Origin of the sequence: Polaribacter sp. Asnod6-C07 (assembly GCF_045063625.1) — a bacterium.
GTDB lineage: Bacteria > Bacteroidota > Bacteroidia > Flavobacteriales > Flavobacteriaceae > Polaribacter > Polaribacter vadi_A.
The window spans coordinates 1309548-1329020 of the sequence record NZ_JBEFOF010000005.1 but is presented as its reverse complement, the minus strand read 5'-3'; the positions used below and the strand labels follow the sequence as shown (position 1 = coordinate 1329020).

Genomic DNA, 19473 nt, shown 5'->3' with positions numbered 1-19473 from the left:
TAACGAATTTAGTTCTTTACAATTAAATAGAAAAGCTGCTGTTTCTAAATAACAAATAGTTAACAATAAATAGCTTCTTTAAAAAATTATCTTTTTATTTTACCAGAAGTATCACCTTTCATTAAGCTTAAAACATTCTCTAAAGAAACCATATTTACATCACCTACAACTGTATGCTTTAAAGCACATGCTGCAGTTGCAAAATTTATTGCTTGTAAATCATCGTCTTCGTAATAAAGTAAACCATAAATAATACCAGAAGCAAAAGCATCTCCAGTTCCTACACGATCTATAACATGTGTAATATCTAATTTATCTGCTTTTATATATTTTTTGCCTGTCCACATTTTACCTTGTATTTGTTGATGCGAAGCACTTATGGATTTTCTTGTTTTACCTACAACTTTTTCAATTCTAGGAAAGGTATTCATTAATTCTTTTGCTGCTTCACTAAACCCTACTCCCACTTCTCCAAGCCCAAACATTTCTTTAATTCCACGACTACTGGTAATTACAATATCTGTGTTTTTCACTAATTCTGGCATTACTTCTTGCATGGTTTTACCATATTTCCACATATTTTGTCTAGAATTAATATCACCAGAAACTTTAATTCCCATTTTATTTGCAGTTTTAATGGCTTCTAAACAACACATTGCAGCTCCTTCTGAGATTGCTGGTGTAATACCTGTCCAATGAAACCAATCTGCACCTTCTAAGACTTCTTCCCAATTAATCATGTCTGGTTTTATTAAAGAAAATGCAGAGCCTTCTCTTTCGTAAATTACTTCACTAGATCTATGTACAGCACCTTTTTGAAGAAAATATTTTCCTAACATATTATCGCCATAAATAACATCTTTTGTACCTAACCAATGTTTACGTAAAAATTGAGTAGCTGCTCTACCAAGAGCATTGTCTGGAAAACGAGTTACATGAGCAGCTTTCATTCCTAAATAACTACAAGAAATTGCAACATTAGCTTCTCCTCCTCCATAAACAAGATCGAAAGAGCTTGCTTGAGAAAACATAGTATATCCTGGAGGTGATAGACGCATCATAACTTCACCAAATGTTATTAGTTTTTTATCCATAATTGTAAAGAATTGCTAAGTAATAGTTTATGGATGAAGATATTGAAAATATACAATAATTACAAATGATAAAAATTTATAAACCTGTAATAAAGTAGTTCAATCGTTTATAAAACACAAAAAGCCGAACATTTCTGTTCGACTTTTTGTGTTTTATAATTTAAGAGCAATAAAGACTATTTCTTATTGGCTTCTTTAATATACTTATCTAATGCCATTGTCATAGATGGGTTTTCTGGTGAAGGTGCAACAATATCGCACTTTAAACCAGCTTCTGTAACAGCTTTTACTGTAGAATTACCAAAGGCAGCAATTCTAGTTTCGTTTTGTTTAAAATTCGGGAAATTTTTGAATAATGATTCAATTCCTGAAGGGCTAAAGAAAACTAAAACATCGTAAAACACATTTTCTAAATCAGATAAATCACTTACTACAGTTCTATATAAATCTACTCTTTTCCATGTAATACCTAACTTATCTAATTCAGTAGGAATTAATGGTTTTAATTTATCTGAAGATGGTAGTAAAAACTTCTCAGTTTTATGCTTTTTAATTAGTTTTGTTAATTCTAGAAACGTTCTGTTACCCACATAAATTTTACGTTTTCTGTAAACCACATACTTCTGTAAATAATAAGCAACAGCTTCTGATTGACAGAAATATTTCATAGAATCTGGCACTTTAAATCTCATTTCTTCTGCAATTCTAAAAAAATGATCTACTGCATTTCTACTTGTTAAAATAATTGCGCTAAAATTATGTAAGTCTAACTTCTCTGCTCTTACTTCTTTTACAGATATGCCTTCTACATGAATAAAAGATCTAAAATCAATTTTCACTTTTTGTTTATCAGACAAATCAAAGTAGGGAGATGTTTCTGTCTTAGGTGCTGGTTGCGAAACCAATATCGTTTTCACTTTCATATGCTTTCGATTTTGTATTTAAAACATCAATTTATAAAGTACAAATAGCGTCGCTATTTCGAAGGCGCAAATGTACAAAATAAAATAAAACAACTGATTAAAAATCAGCTTTTTATTTCTTGCAACTAAAAATATAAACCTCATAATAAATAAAAAGGATGCAAAATAGAATAAGTAAACTCTATTTAAGTTCGCGTATTCATTTAAAACTAGAGCTATATATAAGAAAAATGAAATACTATGCAGTGTATTGATTTTAGAATTTATAAATGGCCTTACATTCTTTTTTATCATAAATAATAAAGATAATCCATATTCTAACATCCTTTTTAAAAATAAATAAAGTAAAACACATCCAAAAATGGTAGAAAAAACAACAAAATTAGTAGCTGTTTCTGGTAATTTATAAATTTTAAAGGTGTGTGTTAATAAAGATAATACTGTTACTGTAAATAAAAAAATGATAATTTGAAACGGTTTTGTATAATTTAAACCATCTACATCAGAGTCGTCTAATAAGCTATTATTAAAAAAAGCAATAACGTTTTGTTTTAATTTTTTTGCGTTTAATAATTTTAAAAAAACAACGCCTACAAGCAATACAAATAAAAGTATTGTTACCCAGTTATTAGAATAATCTATTTTATCTAGTGCTTGCAATTAACTTTCATTTAAGAATTATTGACGCAAAATTAGTGATTAAAAAATGTATATTTGCCTACTTACTACATGAAAATTAATTTATGTCAGACGCGTTAGTCATCATTCCTACTTACAACGAAAAAGAGAATATAGAAGCTATAATTAGAACTACATTCAATCAAGAAAAAACATTTCATATTTTAATTGTTGATGATAATTCACCAGACGGAACTGCAGCAATTGTTGAGCAATTAATTACAGAATTTCCTAATCAACTTTTTATCGAAAAAAGAGTAGGAAAAAGCGGTTTAGGTACTGCCTACATTCACGGTTTTAAATGGGCTTTATCAAAAAAATATGAATATATTATAGAAATGGATGCCGATTTTTCTCATAACCCAGAAGATTTAATTCGTTTATACAACGCATGTTCTGTTGATAAAAATGATGTTTCTGTTGGCTCTAGATATGTAAAAAACCAAGTAAATGTTGTAAATTGGGATATTAAGCGTTTACTACTCTCGTATTTTGCATCTAGATACGTTCGTTTTATTACTAGAATACCTTTGTTTGATACCACTGCTGGTTTTGTTTGTTGGAAACGTAAAGTTTTAGAAACTATAAATCTTGATAAAATTAAATTTGTTGGTTATGCCTTTCAAATTGAAATGAAATTTAAAGCTTGGAAACATAAATTTAAAATAAAAGAAGTGTCTGTAATTTTTACTGACAGAGATTTAGGAACATCAAAAATGAGTGGTAATATTATTTCTGAAGCTTTATTTGGAGTTATCAGAATGAGATTGAAAGGTTTAAAATAAAATAATTATGAGCTCTTTTCTAATTAAAAATGCAACTATTGTTAATGAAAACAAAACTTTTAAAGCAGATGTATTCATTAAAAATGAAATAATTCAAAAAATTTCATCAGAAATTAATGTTGATGAAAACACCGAAATTATAAATGCCGAAGGCAAGTATCTAATTCCTGGTTTTATCGATGATCAAGTACATTTTAGAGAACCTGGTTTAACACACAAAGCAAATATTGCTACAGAAAGTAGAGCTGCTGTTGCTGGCGGAATTACTACTTTTATAGAAATGCCAAACACAGTACCACAAGCTACAACACAAGATTTATTAGAAGATAAATTTAAAATTGCAGCTAAAGATTCTTATGCAAATTATTCTTTTATGTTTGGTGGTACCAATGACAATTTAGAAGAATTATTAAAAACAGATCCTAAAAAAGTTGCCGGAATTAAATTGTTTTTAGGTTCTTCTACAGGAAATATGTTGGTTGATAATGAGGCTGTTTTAGAAAAAATATTTTCATCAACAAAAATGATTATTTCTGTTCATTGTGAAGACGAAGCAACTATCAGAAAAAATACACAAGACTATAAAGAGAAATATGGTGATGATATTCCTGTAAAATACCATCCAATTATTAGAAGTGAAGAAGCTTGTTATTTATCTTCATCAAAAGCAATTGAGTTAGCAAAAAAAACTGGTGCACGTTTGCATATTTTTCATTTGTCAACAGAAAAAGAAACACACCTTTTTAGAAACGATATTCCTTTAGAAGAAAAGCAAATTACAGCAGAAGTTTGCATTCATCATTTATGGTTTTCAGATAAAGATTATGCAGAAAAAGGAACACATATTAAATGGAATCCTGCTGTAAAATCAGAAAAAGACAGACAAGGTTTATGGAAAGCGTTGTTAGATGACAGAATTGATGTTTTAGCAACAGACCATGCACCACATACTTTAGAAGAAAAAGATAATGTGTACACAAAAGCACCAAGTGGAGGCCCACTAGTACAACATGCAGTAACTGCCATTTTAGAAAAAGTAAAAGAAGGAGTAATTCCTATTGAAAAGGCCGTTGAAAAAATGAGTCATAACCCTGCAAAATTATTTCAAATAGAAAAACGCGGCTTTATAAAAGAGGGGTATTATGCAGATTTAGTTTTAATTGATACAAACAAGCCACAAACAGTTACTAAAGACAATATTTTATACAAATGTGGTTGGTCTCCTTTCGAAGGCACAACATTTTCATCAACCATAACTCAAACTTTTGTAAACGGAAATTTAATGTATAATAAAGGTGTTTTTAATAATGATATTAAAGGAAAACGTTTGACATTTAATCGTTAATAATGAAAAAATTAAGTTACATTTTTCTATTTATATTTTTAGGGTCTTGTACAAGTAACACCATTTTTAAGAAACCAGAAGACCTAATTCCTAGAGATACAATGAGTCTTTTAGTTCAAGAAATGATGATTGCCTCTTCTTCTAAATTTGTTAAAAACAAGAACCAAGAAAAAAACATAAACTACATGCCTTTTGTGTATGATCGTTTTAAAATAGATAGTATTCGTTTTAATGGTAGTAACTTATATTATATGTCTAAAATAGATTTGTATAAAGAAATTTTTTCTGATGCTAAAGCCAATCTAGACAAGCAAGTTGCTTATTATAATGTCATTAAAAAAGAAATGGATTCAATTAGAAAAGACTCTATTTCTAAAGTAAAAATGATAAAAAAGAAAGAAGATTCAATTAAAAAACAGACAATAATAGAAAAAGATAAAGAAGCTATCTTAAGAGCTTTAAGACCTAATTAAGGTAATTTATACAAACTTTTTGTATAGATATATCTATAGGTTTAAACTTATAATCTAAAGTTTTTACTATTTTTTCTGATGAATATTCTGAAATAGAATGTGCAGATTTTGCTGAATATTTACTCAACAAAGGTTCTTTACCTGTAAATTTTGAAATTAACCAAGCAATTCTCCAAGAAATAGCAGTTTGCCAAGGCTTTATTTTTATTGATGGTCGTTTTTTATGAAAAGCATCTGCAATAGCATCAAAGATTTCTTTATACGTTTTGTTTTCGGCAACCAGAATAAAACGTTCGTTTTTAACATCTGCGTTCATTAGTAAAATCATAGGTTTTACAACATCTTGTACAGACACAAAACCTGTTTTACCTTCTGTATAATACTTAAACCCATTATAAACTTGACTAAATAATTTACCTGAACCTACATTAAAAAAACCACTTCCTAAAATTACACCTGGGTTTACAATTACAACATCAACACCTTCTTGGCTAGCTCTCCAAACTTCCATTTCTGCACCAAATTTGGTAATAGAATAGCCGCTATTATCTTGTTCTTTATTCCATTCATTTTCTTCGTTAATTAAACCTCCATTTAAAGAATCTCCAACTGCAGCTATAGAACTTACAAAACAGAGTTTATCAACTTTTGCATCTATACAAAGGTTTACAATAATAGCAGTTCCATGAATATTTACTTTTCTCATTTTTCTGTAATCCTTAGGATTAAAAGAAATAAATGCTGCACAATGATATACTTGTTTAACATTAACAAAAGCAGGAATCATAGAAGGTACATCAGTAATATCTGCCTTAAACCATTCTATTTTTGTATAAAGATCTTCATCAGTAGTATAAAAAGAAAAGATTTTTTTCACATTTTCTAAAGAAGATTCTGTTCTGTAAATTGCTCTAATTTTATCATTCTTTAAACATAAATGATATAACAAATGCGACCCCACTAAACCTGTACCTCCAGTAACTAAAATCATAGAACGAATTTAGTATATTTTGGTTGATAAACTTATATTTGCCAACTGATAAATTGATTAGAATGACAAACTTTGTAGAAGAATTACGTTGGCGTGGATTATTACATGATTTAATGCCAGACACAGAAGAATATTTATTAAAAAATAAAACAGCTGGTTATATTGGCTTTGATCCTACTGCAGATTCTTTACATATTGGTAGTTTGGTTCAGATTTTTATTTTAAAACATTTTCAAAATGCAGGGCATAACCCAATTGCTTTAATTGGTGGTGCAACTGGTATGGTTGGTGATCCTTCAGGTAAATCTGCAGAAAGAAATCTGCTTGATGAAGAAACTTTGGCTAAAAATATTGCAGGTGTTAAAGAAAATTTAGAGCGCTTTTTAGATTTTGATGCAAATGCAGATAACAAAGCAGAATTAGTTAACAATTACGATTGGATGAAAGACATTTCTCTAATCGATTTTGTGAGAGATACAGGTAAACATATTACTGTAAATTACATGATGGCTAAAGATTCTGTAAAAAAGCGTTTAAGCTCAGAATCTTCTGTAGGGATGAGTTTTACAGAATTTACATACCAACTTTTTCAAGGTTATGATTTTTACCATTTATACAAAGAAAAAAATTGTAGACTACAAATGGGTGGTTCTGATCAGTGGGGAAATATTACTACAGGTACAGAATTAATTCGTAGAAAAGCGCAAGGTAAAGCTTACGCAATTACAGTGCCTTTGGTTACTAAAGCAGATGGTACTAAATTCGGAAAAACAGAAGGTGGTAATGTTTGGTTAAATGCAGACAGAACATCTCCTTATAAATTTTATCAGTATTGGTTAAATTCTTCTGATGAAGATGCAGAAAACTTTATCAAAAAATTTACTTTTTTAGACAAAGAAACTATAGAAAGTTTAATTGCTGAGCATAAAGAAAATCCACATTTGCGTTTATTACAAAAGAAATTAGGAGAAGAAGTTACAATCATAACACATGGTAAAGAGGCTTATGAAAATGCTTTAAAAGCTTCATCTATACTTTTTGGTAAATCTACTTCTGATGATTTAAAATCGTTAGACGAACAAACATTTTTAGATGTTTTTGATGGTGTACCACAAGCAACAGTTTCTACAGATGATGTTGCTAATGGTTTAGACATGATTGGTGCTTTAGCTGCAAAAACAAACTTCTTAAAATCGAATGGAGATGCAAGAAGAGCGCTTAAAGAAAACGCCATATCTGTAAATAAAGAAAAAGTAAACGATAATTTTACAATTACTAAAAACGATTTAATTGCTAATAAATATGTGCTTTTACAAAGAGGTAAAAAAACGTATTTCTTATTAATTGTAGAATAACTGTTTCTTTTAAAAACAGTACTTTTATTAAAATATTCATTTGTCATTTCGACTTTATGGAGAAATCTCATTTTGATTGATGCATAAAAATTGGCTTTACATATTTTCCTTTTTTCTTTTAATGGGTTGCTCATCAAAAGAAGAGGACATTTACGTGCCAATTCCTTATAGTTTAGAAATTCCTGAATTATTTGCAGATAAATTAATTGCACCAATAATACCAACTAACAACCCTTTAACAGAAGAAGGGGTTGCTTTAGGTAAAAAACTTTTTTTTGATAAAATTCTTTCTGGTGATGAAACCAAATCTTGCGCAAGTTGCCATAATCCGCAGAAAGCATTTACAGATGGCTTGCAATTTAGTATTGGTATAGATAATATTTCAGGAACAAGAAATGCAATGCCTTTATTTAATTTGGCTTGGAATTTCGATGAACTTTTTACTTGGGATGGAGCAGAATTTGGTATTGAAAACCAAGCTTTAGAACCCGTTTCTAACCCTATAGAATTACATGCAAACTGGGTTAATGTTGCTCAAAAACTACAAAACAAATCAGAATATGTAACTCTTTTTAATCAAGCATTTGGTACAACAACAATAGATTCTGTGTTAGTTGTAAAAGCTATTGCACAATTTGAAAGAACTTTAATTTCTGGTAATTCTAAATTCGATGAATTTTTAATTGGTGAAGCTACTTTAACAACTGAAGAACAAAATGGTTTTGATGTTTTTATGGATGAAGCTAGAGGAGATTGTTTTCATTGTCATGGAAGCAACAACAATCCTTTATGGACAGATAACCAATTTCATAACAATGGTTTAGATACTGTTTTTTCTGATTTAGGTTTAGGAGCAATTACTGGAGATCCTGCTGATAATGGAAAATTTAAATCGCCATCAATTAGAAATCTAATATTTACAGCACCCTATATGCATGATGGTCGATTTTCTACTTTAGAAGAAGTTATCAACCATTATTCAGAGGGTTTACAAAGCTCGTCTACCATAGATCCATTAATGAAAAAAGTTAGTGAAGGTGGAGTTGGTTTATCAGATAAAGACAAAGCAGATTTAAAAGCTTTTTTATTATCACTTACTGATTACGAATTTGTTAACAACTCTAACTTCCAAGAATAATCAATAAAACCAATTACTTCATTAGGTTTCATAATGAAAGTTTGTACTAATTTCTACGACTTATATCGTATATTTGTAGGCAATTTAGATTAATCTATTATAATTATGATAAAAGTTTCAGACACAGCAAAAAAGAAAGTCATTGAACTAATGACGGATGATGGTTTTGACGCACAAAAAGATTTTGTGAGAGTTGGTGTTAAAAGTGGTGGTTGTTCAGGTTTATCTTACGATCTAACTTTTGATAAAACACAGCAAGAAAACGATAAAATTTTTGAAGAAAATAACGTAAAACTTATTGTTGACAAAAAAAGTTTTTTATACTTAGTAGGCACAACTTTAGAATATTCTGGAGGTTTAAACGGAAAAGGTTTTGTATTTAACAACCCAAATGCAAATAGAACTTGTGGTTGTGGAGAAAGTTTTTCACTTTAAAAAGCCCATGCCAACCTTCTCAAAGAGAAGGAGTAAAAAAGAAAAATTATGAGTAAGTATACTGAAGACGATTTAGAATTAGAATTAAAAACCAAAGAGTACGAATATGGTTTTTATACAGATATAGAAAGTGAAACCTTTGCAAAAGGGTTAAATGAAGATGTAGTTCGTGCAATTTCTAAAAAGAAAAACGAGCCAGAATGGATGACTGAATGGAGACTTGAAGCTTTTAGAGTATGGGAAAAAATGACTGAGCCAGATTGGGCAAACGTTAAATACCCTAAACCTAATTTTCAAGAAATTGCTTACTATTCTGCACCAAAAAAGAAACCAAAATTAAATTCTTTAGACGAAGTTGATCCTGATTTATTAGAAACTTTTAAGAAATTAGGTATTTCTATAGATGAACAAAAAAAACTAGCCAATGTTGCAGTTGATATTGTAATGGATTCTGTTTCTGTAGCTACTACTTTTAAGAAAACATTAGGCGAAAAAGGAATAATTTTTATGCCAATTTCAGAAGCTATTCAAGAACATCCAGAATTGGTGAAAAAATACTTAGGAACAGTTGTACCAACAACAGACAACTTTTACGCAGCTTTAAATTCAGCTGTTTTTTCTGATGGATCTTTCTGTTACATTCCTAAAGGCGTTAAATGTCCTATGGAGCTATCTACTTATTTTAGAATCAATGAAGGAGGAACAGGACAATTTGAAAGAACTTTAGTAGTTGCAGACAAAGGTAGTTACGTTTCTTACTTAGAAGGATGTACAGCTCCTCAAAGAGATGAAAACCAATTGCATGCAGCTGTTGTAGAATTAATTGCAATGGACGATGCTGAAATTAAATATTCTACGGTTCAGAACTGGTTTCCTGGTGATGAAAATGGTAAAGGTGGAGTTTTTAACTTTGTAACCAAAAGAGGTTTATGCGAAACAAACGCAAAAATTTCTTGGACACAAGTAGAAACAGGTTCTGCTGTAACTTGGAAATATCCTTCTTGTATTTTAAAAGGAAACAATTCTGTAGGTGAGTTTTATTCTATTGCTGTTACCAATCATTATCAGCAAGCAGACACAGGAACTAAGATGATTCATCTTGGTAAAAACACAAAATCTACCATTATTTCTAAAGGAATTTCTGCTGGAAAATCTCAAAATTCATATAGAGGTTTAGTGCAAATAAATTCTAGAGCAGAAAATGCACGTAATTTTTCTCAGTGCGATTCTTTATTAATGGGTAATGCTTGTGGTGCACACACATTTCCTTATATAGAAGTTAAAAATAAATCAGCTCAAATAGAACACGAAGCTACTACAAGTAAAATTGGTGAAGACCAATTATTTTACTGTAACCAAAGAGGAATTGACACAGAAAAAGCAATCGCTTTAATTGTAAACGGTTTTAGTAAAGAGGTATTAAATAAATTACCAATGGAATTTGCTGTAGAAGCTCAAAAATTATTGGAAATTTCTTTAGAAGGTTCTGTAGGATAAAAAATTAGAAGAATTATTAAACAGCTTAAGGCATAAAGCTTAAAGCAAATAGCATAAAAAAGATGTTAAAAATCAACAATTTACACGCTTCAATAGAAGAAAAATCAATTTTAAAAGGATTGAATTTAGAAGTAAAAGCTGGTGAAGTTCACGCAATTATGGGGCCAAATGGTGCAGGTAAAAGTACTATGGCAAATGTAATTGCAGGTAAAGAAGAATATGAGGTAACAGATGGTGTTATTGAGTTAAATGGAGAAGATATTAGTGAGTTAGCTCCTGAAGAAAGAGCTCATAATGGTGTGTTTTTATCATTTCAATACCCAGTAGAAATTCCTGGAGTTTCTGTAACCAACTTTATAAAAACTGCCATTAACGAAACAAGAAAAGCAAAAGGTTTAGAAGACATGCCTGCAAAAGACATGTTAAAAATGATCAGAGAAAAATCTGAATTGTTAGAAATAGACCGTAAATTTTTATCGCGTTCTTTAAACGAAGGTTTTTCTGGTGGAGAAAAGAAACGTAACGAAATATTTCAGATGGCAATGTTAGAGCCAAAATTAGCCATTTTAGATGAAACTGATTCTGGTTTAGATATTGATGCTTTACGTATTGTTGCTAATGGTGTTAACAAACTAAAATCTAAAGACAATGCTGTAGTTGTAATAACACACTACCAACGTTTATTAGATTATATAGTACCAGATTTTGTACACGTTTTACACGATGGTAAAATTGTAAAAACAGGTGATGCTTCTTTAGCTTTAGAACTAGAAGCAAAAGGTTATGACTGGATTAAGAAAGAGTTAGTATAACTAACTCTTATTCAAAATTCAAAAATTTTAAATTCAAAGTTAGTCAATCTTGAATTTTAAACTTAAAACTTTGAACAACAATGGAATTATTAAAAGATAAAATACTATCATCATATGTAGCTTTTGAGAATGACATAAACATCAATTCTGATGTTCATGATATTAGAACAGAAGCACTAGAAAATTTCGAAAAATTAGGTTTCCCTACCAAAAAGTTGGAAGCTTGGAAATACACTTCTTTAAACTCTATTTTAAAAGAAGATTACAGTATTTTTCCTAATAAATGTACAGCTGTAGAATTAGCGGATGTTAAAAAGTATTTTATACATGACATAGACACATATAAAGTTGTTTTTATTGATGGTAAATACAGTCCGTTTTTATCAGAAACTACACACGACACTATAGATGTTTGCTTAATGTCTGCTGCTTTTGCAAAGCCAAAGTACAAACCTGTTATAGAAAAGTACTTTAATAAAGTTGCAAATCAAGACAATTTAACATCTTTAAATACAGCATTTGCAAAAGAAGGTGCTTACATTCACATTCCAAGAAATGTAGAAGTAGAAAAGCCAATACAAATCATTAATTTTTCTACATGTGCAGATATTACAACTATGGTACAGCCAAGAAATTTAATTGTTGTAGAAGAAAATGCACATGTTCAAATTATAGAACGCCATCAAAGTTTAACATCAAACGCAGTTTTATCTAACGTAGTTACAGAAATTTTTGTTGATAAAAGTGCTACTGTAGATGTTTATAAAATTCAGAATGATGATATAAACGCTTCTTTGGTTGATAATACTTACATTAATCAAAAATCAAATAGTGTTGCTTCTGTGCATACTTTTTCTTTTGGTGGTAACATCACCAGAAATAATTTAAACTTTTATCAAAATGGAGAACATATAGATTCTATTTTAAAAGGAGTTACAATTATTGAGGGTAAACAACATGTGGATCATCATACTTTAGTTGATCATATAGAGCCAAATTGCGAATCTCATCAAGATTATAAAGGTATTTATGATGAACGTTCTACAGGTGTTTTTAACGGAAAAGTAATCGTTAATAAAGAAGCTCAGAAAACCAATGCTTATCAACAAAACAACAATGTTTTGGTAAGTGATAAAGCTACAATTAACGCAAAACCTCAACTAGAAATTTTTGCTGATGATGTAAAATGTTCTCATGGTTGTACCATTGGTCAATTAGATGATGATGCTTTATTTTATATGCAACAAAGAGGAATTCCGCAAAAAGAAGGTAAAGGATTATTAATGTTTGCTTTTGCAAATACCGTTTTAGAAAGTGTAAAAATACCAGAAGTAAAATCTAGAATTACAAAGTTAATTGCTAAGAAATTAGGTGTTAATATTGGTTTTGATTTATAAGCAAATCAGTTAAGCATTATTGTAAAAGCGCTAAATAAAACTGAGTTTATATGCTAGTTTTGTATTGAAATCATTAAACCAATACATTATGAACAAAACAATAAAATCAGTATTATTAGTTATAGGAGTTATTTTATTAGCCTACGGAATTTATACAATGGTAGTGCCAGAAACCCAAATTTCTATTGGAGATTTAGATTTAGTTGAAGCACAAGACAACACGAATGCTTATATCGTTTTAGCTCTAGGTATTGTTGCAGTTGCTTTAAGTTTGATAAAAGGAAAAAATTAAAATATATTTATTAAAAACCACTCAAAATTGAGTGGTTTTTTTATTGATAACTAAAACTTTTTTCTTTTTTTATCCTGTCTCCTTCGATTTCTCCAAGGAGCATTTTTTTGCCAATTACCAGCCATAATACAGCCATAAGGCATAACCTCATCAATAACTTCTCCTAAGCCAAACTCTTCCATTTGATTTCTTACAGTTTCAGCATTTTTATATGCTGATGGTAATTCAGTAATATCAATTTCTTTTGAGAAAAAACGGACATCTAAACCTTTTGTTTCTTCTTTAAAAATATCATTAACAGTACCTGTTTTGCTTTTTCTATGTTGTGTTCTGCTCACATTTCTTCCAGCTCCATGAGGTGCAAAACCTAAATTATTTTCAGTTGTTTTTCCTTCTACTATCAATACAGGCTCAGACATATTTAACGGAATTAATCTTGGCCCAGTAATATCTGGCATAAACTTGGCATCTAAAGGAGTTGCTCCTTTTGCATGATAAAACAAATCTCCATCTTTAAACACAAAATTATGTTCATTCCAAAACCTATTTTCTTGCTGAATTCCTAATTTATGCAAAGTAGCATCATGTAAAACTTCATGGTTTTTCTTTGTCCATTTTCTAATGATTTGCAAAGCTTCCCAGTAATTTTTACCCTCTTCTGTATCAAAAGGAATCCATGCATTTTGTTTTAAAGTTTGTGGAGACAATTCTTTTCGAAATTGTTCTGCAATTTTCATTCCTCTGCTATATAAATTAGCTCCAAAACCTCTAGAACCATGATGTGTAATCAACATGGTATTTCCTGTTTTTTTAGAAGTACCCACAAACAAAAAATGATTACCATCTCCTTGTGTTCCAAGATGTGATCTCGCAGCAGAAATACATTTTTGATTATTCAAAAACGGATTTGCTTCAATTTCTGCTAACAAATCCGAAGGAAAACGAAATTGCGAATTTCTATCTCTACCTCCAGGACCAAAATGTGTAACAGAATGTGCTGCATCTAAAACTTTTTTAGGATCAGCTTTTCCAAAATCGGTTAACATTACAGAACAACAAATATCTGCAGAATGCATTCCTGGATGAATGGCATTTTTTGCAACTGCTACTCCACCAACAGGAATTACCCCTTCAGATCCTGTTGGACAAGCATCAGGCATTACTGCTCCACCAACAATTGTCGGTGTTTTCATTAAGGTTTGCATTGATGTAATAACAGCATCCACATTAATATCTTCTAGTTCATTTTCTGCTTTTATATTGATTTTTAAATCAGCAATTTCTTCTAACAAATCTATTGTTGGAGCTGGTTTAAATTGCTCTAAATACACAATAATTTCAGCTTCTGATAATTCATTTGCATTGATAAATTCTATAGCTTCCGGAAACCATTTTCCTGGTTTAAAACCTAAGGCAATAATTTCTTTTCCTGTGATTTTCATTTTATTTTCCATTTTCTTTTTTACCTTTTTTATTTGTTTTTTCTTTCTTTTTCTTAGGCATTTTCCCCTTAATACGTTCTTTTTCTATATTGATATCAGACATAAAATCTGAATTATAAGTATGCTCTTTTGCTTTTTTTATACAACTTAAAGCTTCTTTATATTCTTTTAATTGCTCTTTTAATATCGCCTTTTTTAAGTATAAAACTGCTTTATCTGAACCCTTTATAGTTAAAGCAAAATCGATAAATTCTACAACTTCCTTATAATCTTCATTCCATAAAAGTGTGTTTATATAAGGTGCGTAAACTTCAAAAGCATATATATTTTCTGCCAAAGCTTGTTTAAAATAAACTTTTGCTTCATCGTATTTTAATAATTTTTCTGCATAAACTCTTCCCATTAAAGTTAATGCCATTGTATTTTTATCATCATAAGACAACGCATAATTTAAAGCTTCCATTACTTCTTCTAAATCGTAAGGATAATTTTCTAATGCTTTAAACACATAATTATTTACTAATGTTCCCATTTTATTCTAATTGTTTTCTTAAATCATTTTTTAACTGATTTCTTTTGGTCTTAAATGATTTACTTTTTTGAATTGATTTAAAATCACTTCCTTTAAAAATTCTTACAGGATTTCCTCTTTCTAATTGCTGATGATTTTCCCACTCGTTTTTAATTTGCTCTTTCAATTGATCCTTATTAAACTCAACTACTTTTTCTTGCAGACGTTTTATGGCTGTTTTTTTATTTTGATGCTGAGATCTGCTGTCCATCACTAAAACTTGCAACCCTGTTTTTGTATGTTTTGCTCTAATTGCAGAACTTACTTTATTAACATGTTGACCTCCTGCTCCAGAACTTCTAATCGCTTGAAAACTGATTTCATTTTCATTGATTTCTATTGTTGATGAATTATCAATCTCAAAACAGCCAACAAACCAATTTTTACGTTTGTGAAATTTTCTAAAGGTTGATGTTCCTATCCATTGAATTGTACCCAACCAATTTGTAGTAAAATCGGCAAGGTAATTTCCCGTAATTTGAATGTTTATAGATTGTATTGTGCCATTTTCAATTCCTGTTTCTCTGTTTAAAATGGTATAATCAATCTTATTGCTTACCAATTCTTTAAGGAATATTTTTAACACTTTTGCTACTACATATGTACATTCTACAGGTCCTTTTCCTGCGGATATTTGTATTATTTTTGTTTTCATTTTTAATTCTCTTTTAAAAGAGAAGATGATTTTTTAATCTACCATCTTCCCTTTTTATTAACTAAACAGTAATACTTTTGCAATAAGATAAAGTATCCAAAAGATTACTTTTACAACTGTTGTTGTATCATAACTTTCATCAGCAACATAAACACCATTATTATCTACTCTAACATTGTTATTTGGTTGATAAACTTCATGTTCAACCTCTTCCATTTGCTTAATTTGTGCGTTATTAATCCACAAATCAATTAATTCTAAAGATTTTACATTTGGCTTTTCATTGTATTTTGCTTTTGCTTCAAAAATTTGTCTTGCTTTAAGACCCACTTCAATAGTTGCTAAACGTGTAATAGAGTCACCTATACTTTCTTTTTGTAAAGAAAAGATGGCAATATCATTATATTTACAATCTTCATCATATTCAGCAACACAGTGATGCATAGCATTACCTTCATCAAAAAGTGCTATAGAATTTAATAGCTCTACAGTTTTATAAACTACTGGTTTTCCATTTTCTGTTTGTTCTAAATTCAATGGTTTTATTCCAGAAGCTTTCCAACTTAAAACCTCTCCAATTTCATCTCTATAAACTCTTTTTTTCCATTCATTCGCTTGAAAAAGAAGCGATTTTTGTGTTCTACCTTTCACAGAAAAACTTTTGTTTTCTCTATATTTATAGCCTAAATAATCAAACATTTCGTTTACATCAACAGTTTTTAAACTTGTTTCTTTTGCAAAAAACTGAACTACTGTTGCCCAAAATATTTCTTCTCTTTTATTAATAACTGATAAACTAGAGAAAGCAATTACTTTTGCTGTTTTTATAGAGGCACCAAAACCTAATGCTTGTGTATATCTTAACACTTCATTTGCATCAAAATAAGCAGGCGCATTTTTAAAATCGTGAGCCATTTTTTTAGTAAGGTTTATTGGCATTTGGGTTAAAGATTTTACACTTTTACCTTTGCCTAATTGAATGTACCAAAGCATATCTCTTTTATTACATCCAAAGAATGAATTTTCTAAAAAAACGGGTGTTTCATAATTTGCAAAACAGTGTCTAATTAATGCTCTTAACTGTTCTTCTTTATCAAAATTATTACATTCCCAGTCTTCTATATTTCTAACCAATTTATTACCAAAAGCACTTATGTTATGCAAAACCTCAACACTTTTATAATCCCTTAGTAACGCATAACATTTTTGATGATATGCATGGATAAGTAGTGTTTTAAAAACCTCTCTCTTCCAAATATTTCTGGTTTTACTTGTTTTCCCAAAAAACTCAAGAAGCATTGTTTCTATGGTTTTTTTATAACGTGTTGGCTTGTTCTTTGCTTTATAAATTTTTTCTACAAGCTTTATGTAACTATTTTTACGGTACGTTGTTTTTTGTGTTTTCCAATTCGTTTTCATTTTAAAGTTCTTTACTAGATTAATGCCTCTGTAAAGCCACTTAACTCATTAGCCAATAGTTTTAATTGCTAGAGGTTATTTAATTTTGGCAAATACTTTCTCTTTCAGAAAACTTCGGATAAAATTTTATCTGAGTATTCTGTTAATACATCCTTATTTAAAAAAGAAGGTATCTTATTGTTCTAGTTTCGAACTTTGGATAAACTAATTTTGGATAGACAAAAAAAGTCCGAAACTTTAATTAGGCTTCGGACTTTTCATATTAAATAGTGATTGCTATTTCTAATTATAAAAGTCGCGAAGTAAACCATAAAAAGAACTCAGTTCTCTTTGTATGTTTTTGTGAAATCTGTTATTTAACATATACTTCGTGTTTATTCTGAAATGAATCAGTTGTTATAATTGTTTTTGCTTTATCAAATTTTATTTTTGATTGCGGTGCAAACCTAAAACGTATTTTTGATTTACACAAGAAAAATTTAAGTTTATTTAACTGATTATCAGTATTTTAATTAAACTTTAAGCAATAGATTTCCTGTCCGAATTAAATCGGAAATGGTGAGTTTAGATAACTCTTTGAAGTTGTGATATGTAATTACTACTTACACTTTTTATCAGCATCTAAATTAATTTCAAAAAAAAACGTCCAAAAAATGAATTTTGGACGTTTTTACAATATTATTTAAAATTTCTATCTAGAATATACCTTTAAATAGTCGCAAAAAGCGTCCTTTTTTATGTTGATTAAATATATTCATAAGCTAAAAATTGATTTATTTCTACTATTTTGAGTTGCAAATATGCAAAAAATTAAAGAAACTATTGTTTAATACTTTCTAAAACACCTTTTAAAAACTTGTTTTCTTCCATCCAAGATAATGCCATTCTAACAATTACCAAGTCTTGATCTGGTAAAACATAGACTCTTTGTCCTTGATAACCATCTGCAAAATACATGTTTTTAGGTACATCTTTCATTTGCCCTTCTGCATTTAGCCAAAATTGAGCGCCATAAGATCCATTAGATGTTAGTGTTGGTGTTGCAACATAGTCTGACCAATCTTCTGCAAAAATTTGGGTTCCATTCCAGTTACCATTATGCAAGTATAATAAACCGAATTTACCCCAATCTCTTGGAGTTGCCCAAGCATAAGAAGATGCTACATAATTGCCAGCCAAATCAGTTTCTAAAACCATAGAATTCATTCCAATTTTATCAATTAAATCCGAATACCAATAATCTAGGTATTCTTGATGCGTTTTAAACTGATTTCTAACAATGCCAGATAACAAGTTCGAAGTTCCAGAAGAATAGTTCCAAGATGCATTTATTTTACCTGTTAAGGGCTTTTCTGCTTGCATTTTAGTCATATCTCTTTCTAAAAAGAGCATTTTAGTAACATCAGAAATTTCGTTATAATTTTCGTCCCATTCTAAACCAGAATTCATCTGTAATAAATTATGAATGCTTATGTTTTTACGTTCGTCATTTTGCCAAGAATCAATTGGTGCTTTATCTGTAATTTTTAATTTATTTTGATGTTGCATAACTCCGAAAACTGTACTCATAATACTTTTGGTCATAGACCAGCCTAAAATTCTAGAATCTTTGGTAAAACCATCTGCATATTTTTCTGCAATAATTTGATCTTTATAAATAACAACTACAGCTCTTGATTGATTTTTACCGAAAACAGACGCAACTGTTTGGTTTAATTTATCATAATTAATGTTTGCAAAAACGGTGTCTTTCTGTTCAGCATTTCCATAAGGGTAAGGCGTAATATTATCTGATTTTGCCCTTTTAGGCACTAAATAAGCTTCAGTTTCATCCTCTTTAGTTAACGTTAAAACAGCCCCTAAACCCTCTTTGTAAATCGCTTTTCTTGTTAATAGATTAAAAACAGATGAACTTGCGATATTTTTATCCTTTTTAACTAAATCTGTAGCTAAGTTTATTGGCGAAAAATTATTGTCTGTTTTATCTGTAAATTCTAAAGATCGATTGGCTAAAAACACTGATGAAGCTGTATTTTTTGCTGAATATCCTGCAATTATATTCAATTTTGGGTAATTAAAAAAAACAGCGATAATAACTACAATGCATAATAAAAGTAGAATTCGTTTAAAAATTTTCATATTTAGAAGAGTTTAGTGATGTAAAAATAAGA

19 protein-coding genes are annotated in these 19473 nt (G+C 29.6%); 10 read left to right on the top strand and 9 right to left on the bottom strand.

All coding sequences use genetic code 11. The features are described from left to right. Window positions 1-86 precede the first annotated feature (86 nt). The 3 genes from ACJJVK_RS05535 to ACJJVK_RS05525 form a co-directional block, all read right to left on the bottom strand. Entirely contained in the window at window positions 87-1094 is a 1008-nt protein-coding gene (locus ACJJVK_RS05535; RefSeq protein WP_405564030.1) for a sugar kinase, read from the bottom strand. A gap of 176 nt (window positions 1095-1270) precedes the next feature. Then, window positions 1271-2017, bottom strand: coding sequence for a uroporphyrinogen-III synthase (locus ACJJVK_RS05530; RefSeq protein ID WP_215994549.1), 747 nt, complete (start codon window positions 2015-2017; stop codon window positions 1271-1273). Window positions 2018-2035: 18 nt separating this feature from the next. Continuing rightward, window positions 2036-2677 (bottom strand): DUF4271 domain-containing protein, encoded by a 642-nt coding sequence (locus tag ACJJVK_RS05525; RefSeq protein WP_215994548.1) that lies wholly within the window; start codon window positions 2675-2677, stop codon window positions 2036-2038. Between the two features lie 83 nt (window positions 2678-2760). Between ACJJVK_RS05525 and ACJJVK_RS05520 the strand changes: the two genes are divergently transcribed. The 3 genes from ACJJVK_RS05520 to ACJJVK_RS05510 are packed head-to-tail and all read left to right on the top strand — an operon-like array spanning window position 2761 to window position 5298. Further along, complete coding sequence (locus tag ACJJVK_RS05520) at window positions 2761-3480, top strand: polyprenol monophosphomannose synthase (protein ID WP_405564027.1); 720 nt, start codon at window positions 2761-2763, stop codon at window positions 3478-3480. A 7-nt stretch (window positions 3481-3487) separates the two neighbouring features. Continuing rightward, window positions 3488-4825, top strand: coding sequence for a dihydroorotase (locus ACJJVK_RS05515; protein WP_405564024.1), 1338 nt, complete (start codon window positions 3488-3490; stop codon window positions 4823-4825). Window positions 4826-4827: 2 nt separating this feature from the next. Beyond that, window positions 4828-5298, top strand: a complete 471-nt coding sequence (locus ACJJVK_RS05510; RefSeq protein ID WP_405564021.1) for a DUF4296 domain-containing protein — start codon at window positions 4828-4830, stop codon at window positions 5296-5298. Here ACJJVK_RS05510 and ACJJVK_RS05505 read toward each other — a convergent pair. Then, a complete protein-coding gene (locus ACJJVK_RS05505) occupies window positions 5291-6289 on the bottom strand; it encodes an NAD-dependent epimerase/dehydratase family protein (protein WP_405564019.1) in 999 nt (332 codons plus the stop codon). The two genes, ACJJVK_RS05510 and ACJJVK_RS05505, sit on opposite strands and share 8 nt — an antisense overlap. A gap of 62 nt (window positions 6290-6351) precedes the next feature. Between ACJJVK_RS05505 and tyrS the strand changes: the two genes are divergently transcribed. The 7 genes from tyrS to ACJJVK_RS05470 all read left to right on the top strand — a co-directional run bounded on the left by tyrS (window position 6352) and on the right by ACJJVK_RS05470 (window position 13215). After that, entirely contained in the window at window positions 6352-7644 is a 1293-nt protein-coding gene (gene tyrS / locus ACJJVK_RS05500; protein WP_405564016.1) for a tyrosine--tRNA ligase, read from the top strand. Between the two features lie 121 nt (window positions 7645-7765). After that, window positions 7766-8782 carry a cytochrome-c peroxidase gene (locus ACJJVK_RS05495; protein WP_405564013.1) on the top strand — a complete coding sequence of 339 codons (1017 nt, stop codon included), beginning with the start codon at window positions 7766-7768 and terminating at the stop codon, window positions 8780-8782. Between the two features lie 105 nt (window positions 8783-8887). Further along, a complete protein-coding gene (locus tag ACJJVK_RS05490; protein WP_215994541.1) occupies window positions 8888-9217 on the top strand; it encodes an iron-sulfur cluster assembly accessory protein in 330 nt (109 codons plus the stop codon). Window positions 9218-9265: 48 nt separating this feature from the next. Then, entirely contained in the window at window positions 9266-10714 is a 1449-nt protein-coding gene (gene sufB / locus ACJJVK_RS05485; protein ID WP_215994540.1) for a Fe-S cluster assembly protein SufB, read from the top strand. 62 nt (window positions 10715-10776) lie between these two features. Next, a complete protein-coding gene (gene sufC / locus ACJJVK_RS05480; protein WP_215994539.1) occupies window positions 10777-11526 on the top strand; it encodes a Fe-S cluster assembly ATPase SufC in 750 nt (249 codons plus the stop codon). 80 nt (window positions 11527-11606) lie between these two features. After that, window positions 11607-12923, top strand: coding sequence for a Fe-S cluster assembly protein SufD (gene sufD / locus ACJJVK_RS05475; RefSeq protein WP_405564010.1), 1317 nt, complete (start codon window positions 11607-11609; stop codon window positions 12921-12923). An 88-nt stretch (window positions 12924-13011) separates the two neighbouring features. After that, on the top strand, window positions 13012-13215 hold the full coding sequence (locus tag ACJJVK_RS05470) for a hypothetical protein (RefSeq protein WP_405564007.1): 204 nt from the start codon (window positions 13012-13014) through the stop codon (window positions 13213-13215). A gap of 50 nt (window positions 13216-13265) precedes the next feature. Here ACJJVK_RS05470 and ACJJVK_RS05465 read toward each other — a convergent pair whose 3' ends face one another. From ACJJVK_RS05465 to ACJJVK_RS05445, 5 genes are all read right to left on the bottom strand, one after another. Next, window positions 13266-14657, bottom strand: coding sequence for an RtcB family protein (locus tag ACJJVK_RS05465; RefSeq protein WP_405564004.1), 1392 nt, complete (start codon window positions 14655-14657; stop codon window positions 13266-13268). A 1-nt stretch (window position 14658) separates the two neighbouring features. Continuing rightward, on the bottom strand, window positions 14659-15189 hold the full coding sequence (locus ACJJVK_RS05460) for a tetratricopeptide repeat protein (protein ID WP_405564001.1): 531 nt from the start codon (window positions 15187-15189) through the stop codon (window positions 14659-14661). A gap of 1 nt (window position 15190) precedes the next feature. Then, complete coding sequence (gene prfH, locus ACJJVK_RS05455) at window positions 15191-15883, bottom strand: peptide chain release factor H (RefSeq protein WP_405563998.1); 693 nt, start codon at window positions 15881-15883, stop codon at window positions 15191-15193. A 57-nt stretch (window positions 15884-15940) separates the two neighbouring features. After that, window positions 15941-17302: a PcfJ domain-containing protein gene (locus tag ACJJVK_RS05450; RefSeq protein ID WP_405563996.1), complete on the bottom strand. Its 1362-nt coding sequence runs from the start codon at window positions 17300-17302 to the stop codon at window positions 15941-15943. 819 nt (window positions 17303-18121) lie between these two features. Beyond that, window positions 18122-19441: a serine hydrolase domain-containing protein gene (locus ACJJVK_RS05445; RefSeq protein ID WP_405563994.1), complete on the bottom strand. Its 1320-nt coding sequence runs from the start codon at window positions 19439-19441 to the stop codon at window positions 18122-18124. Window positions 19442-19473 lie beyond the last annotated feature (32 nt).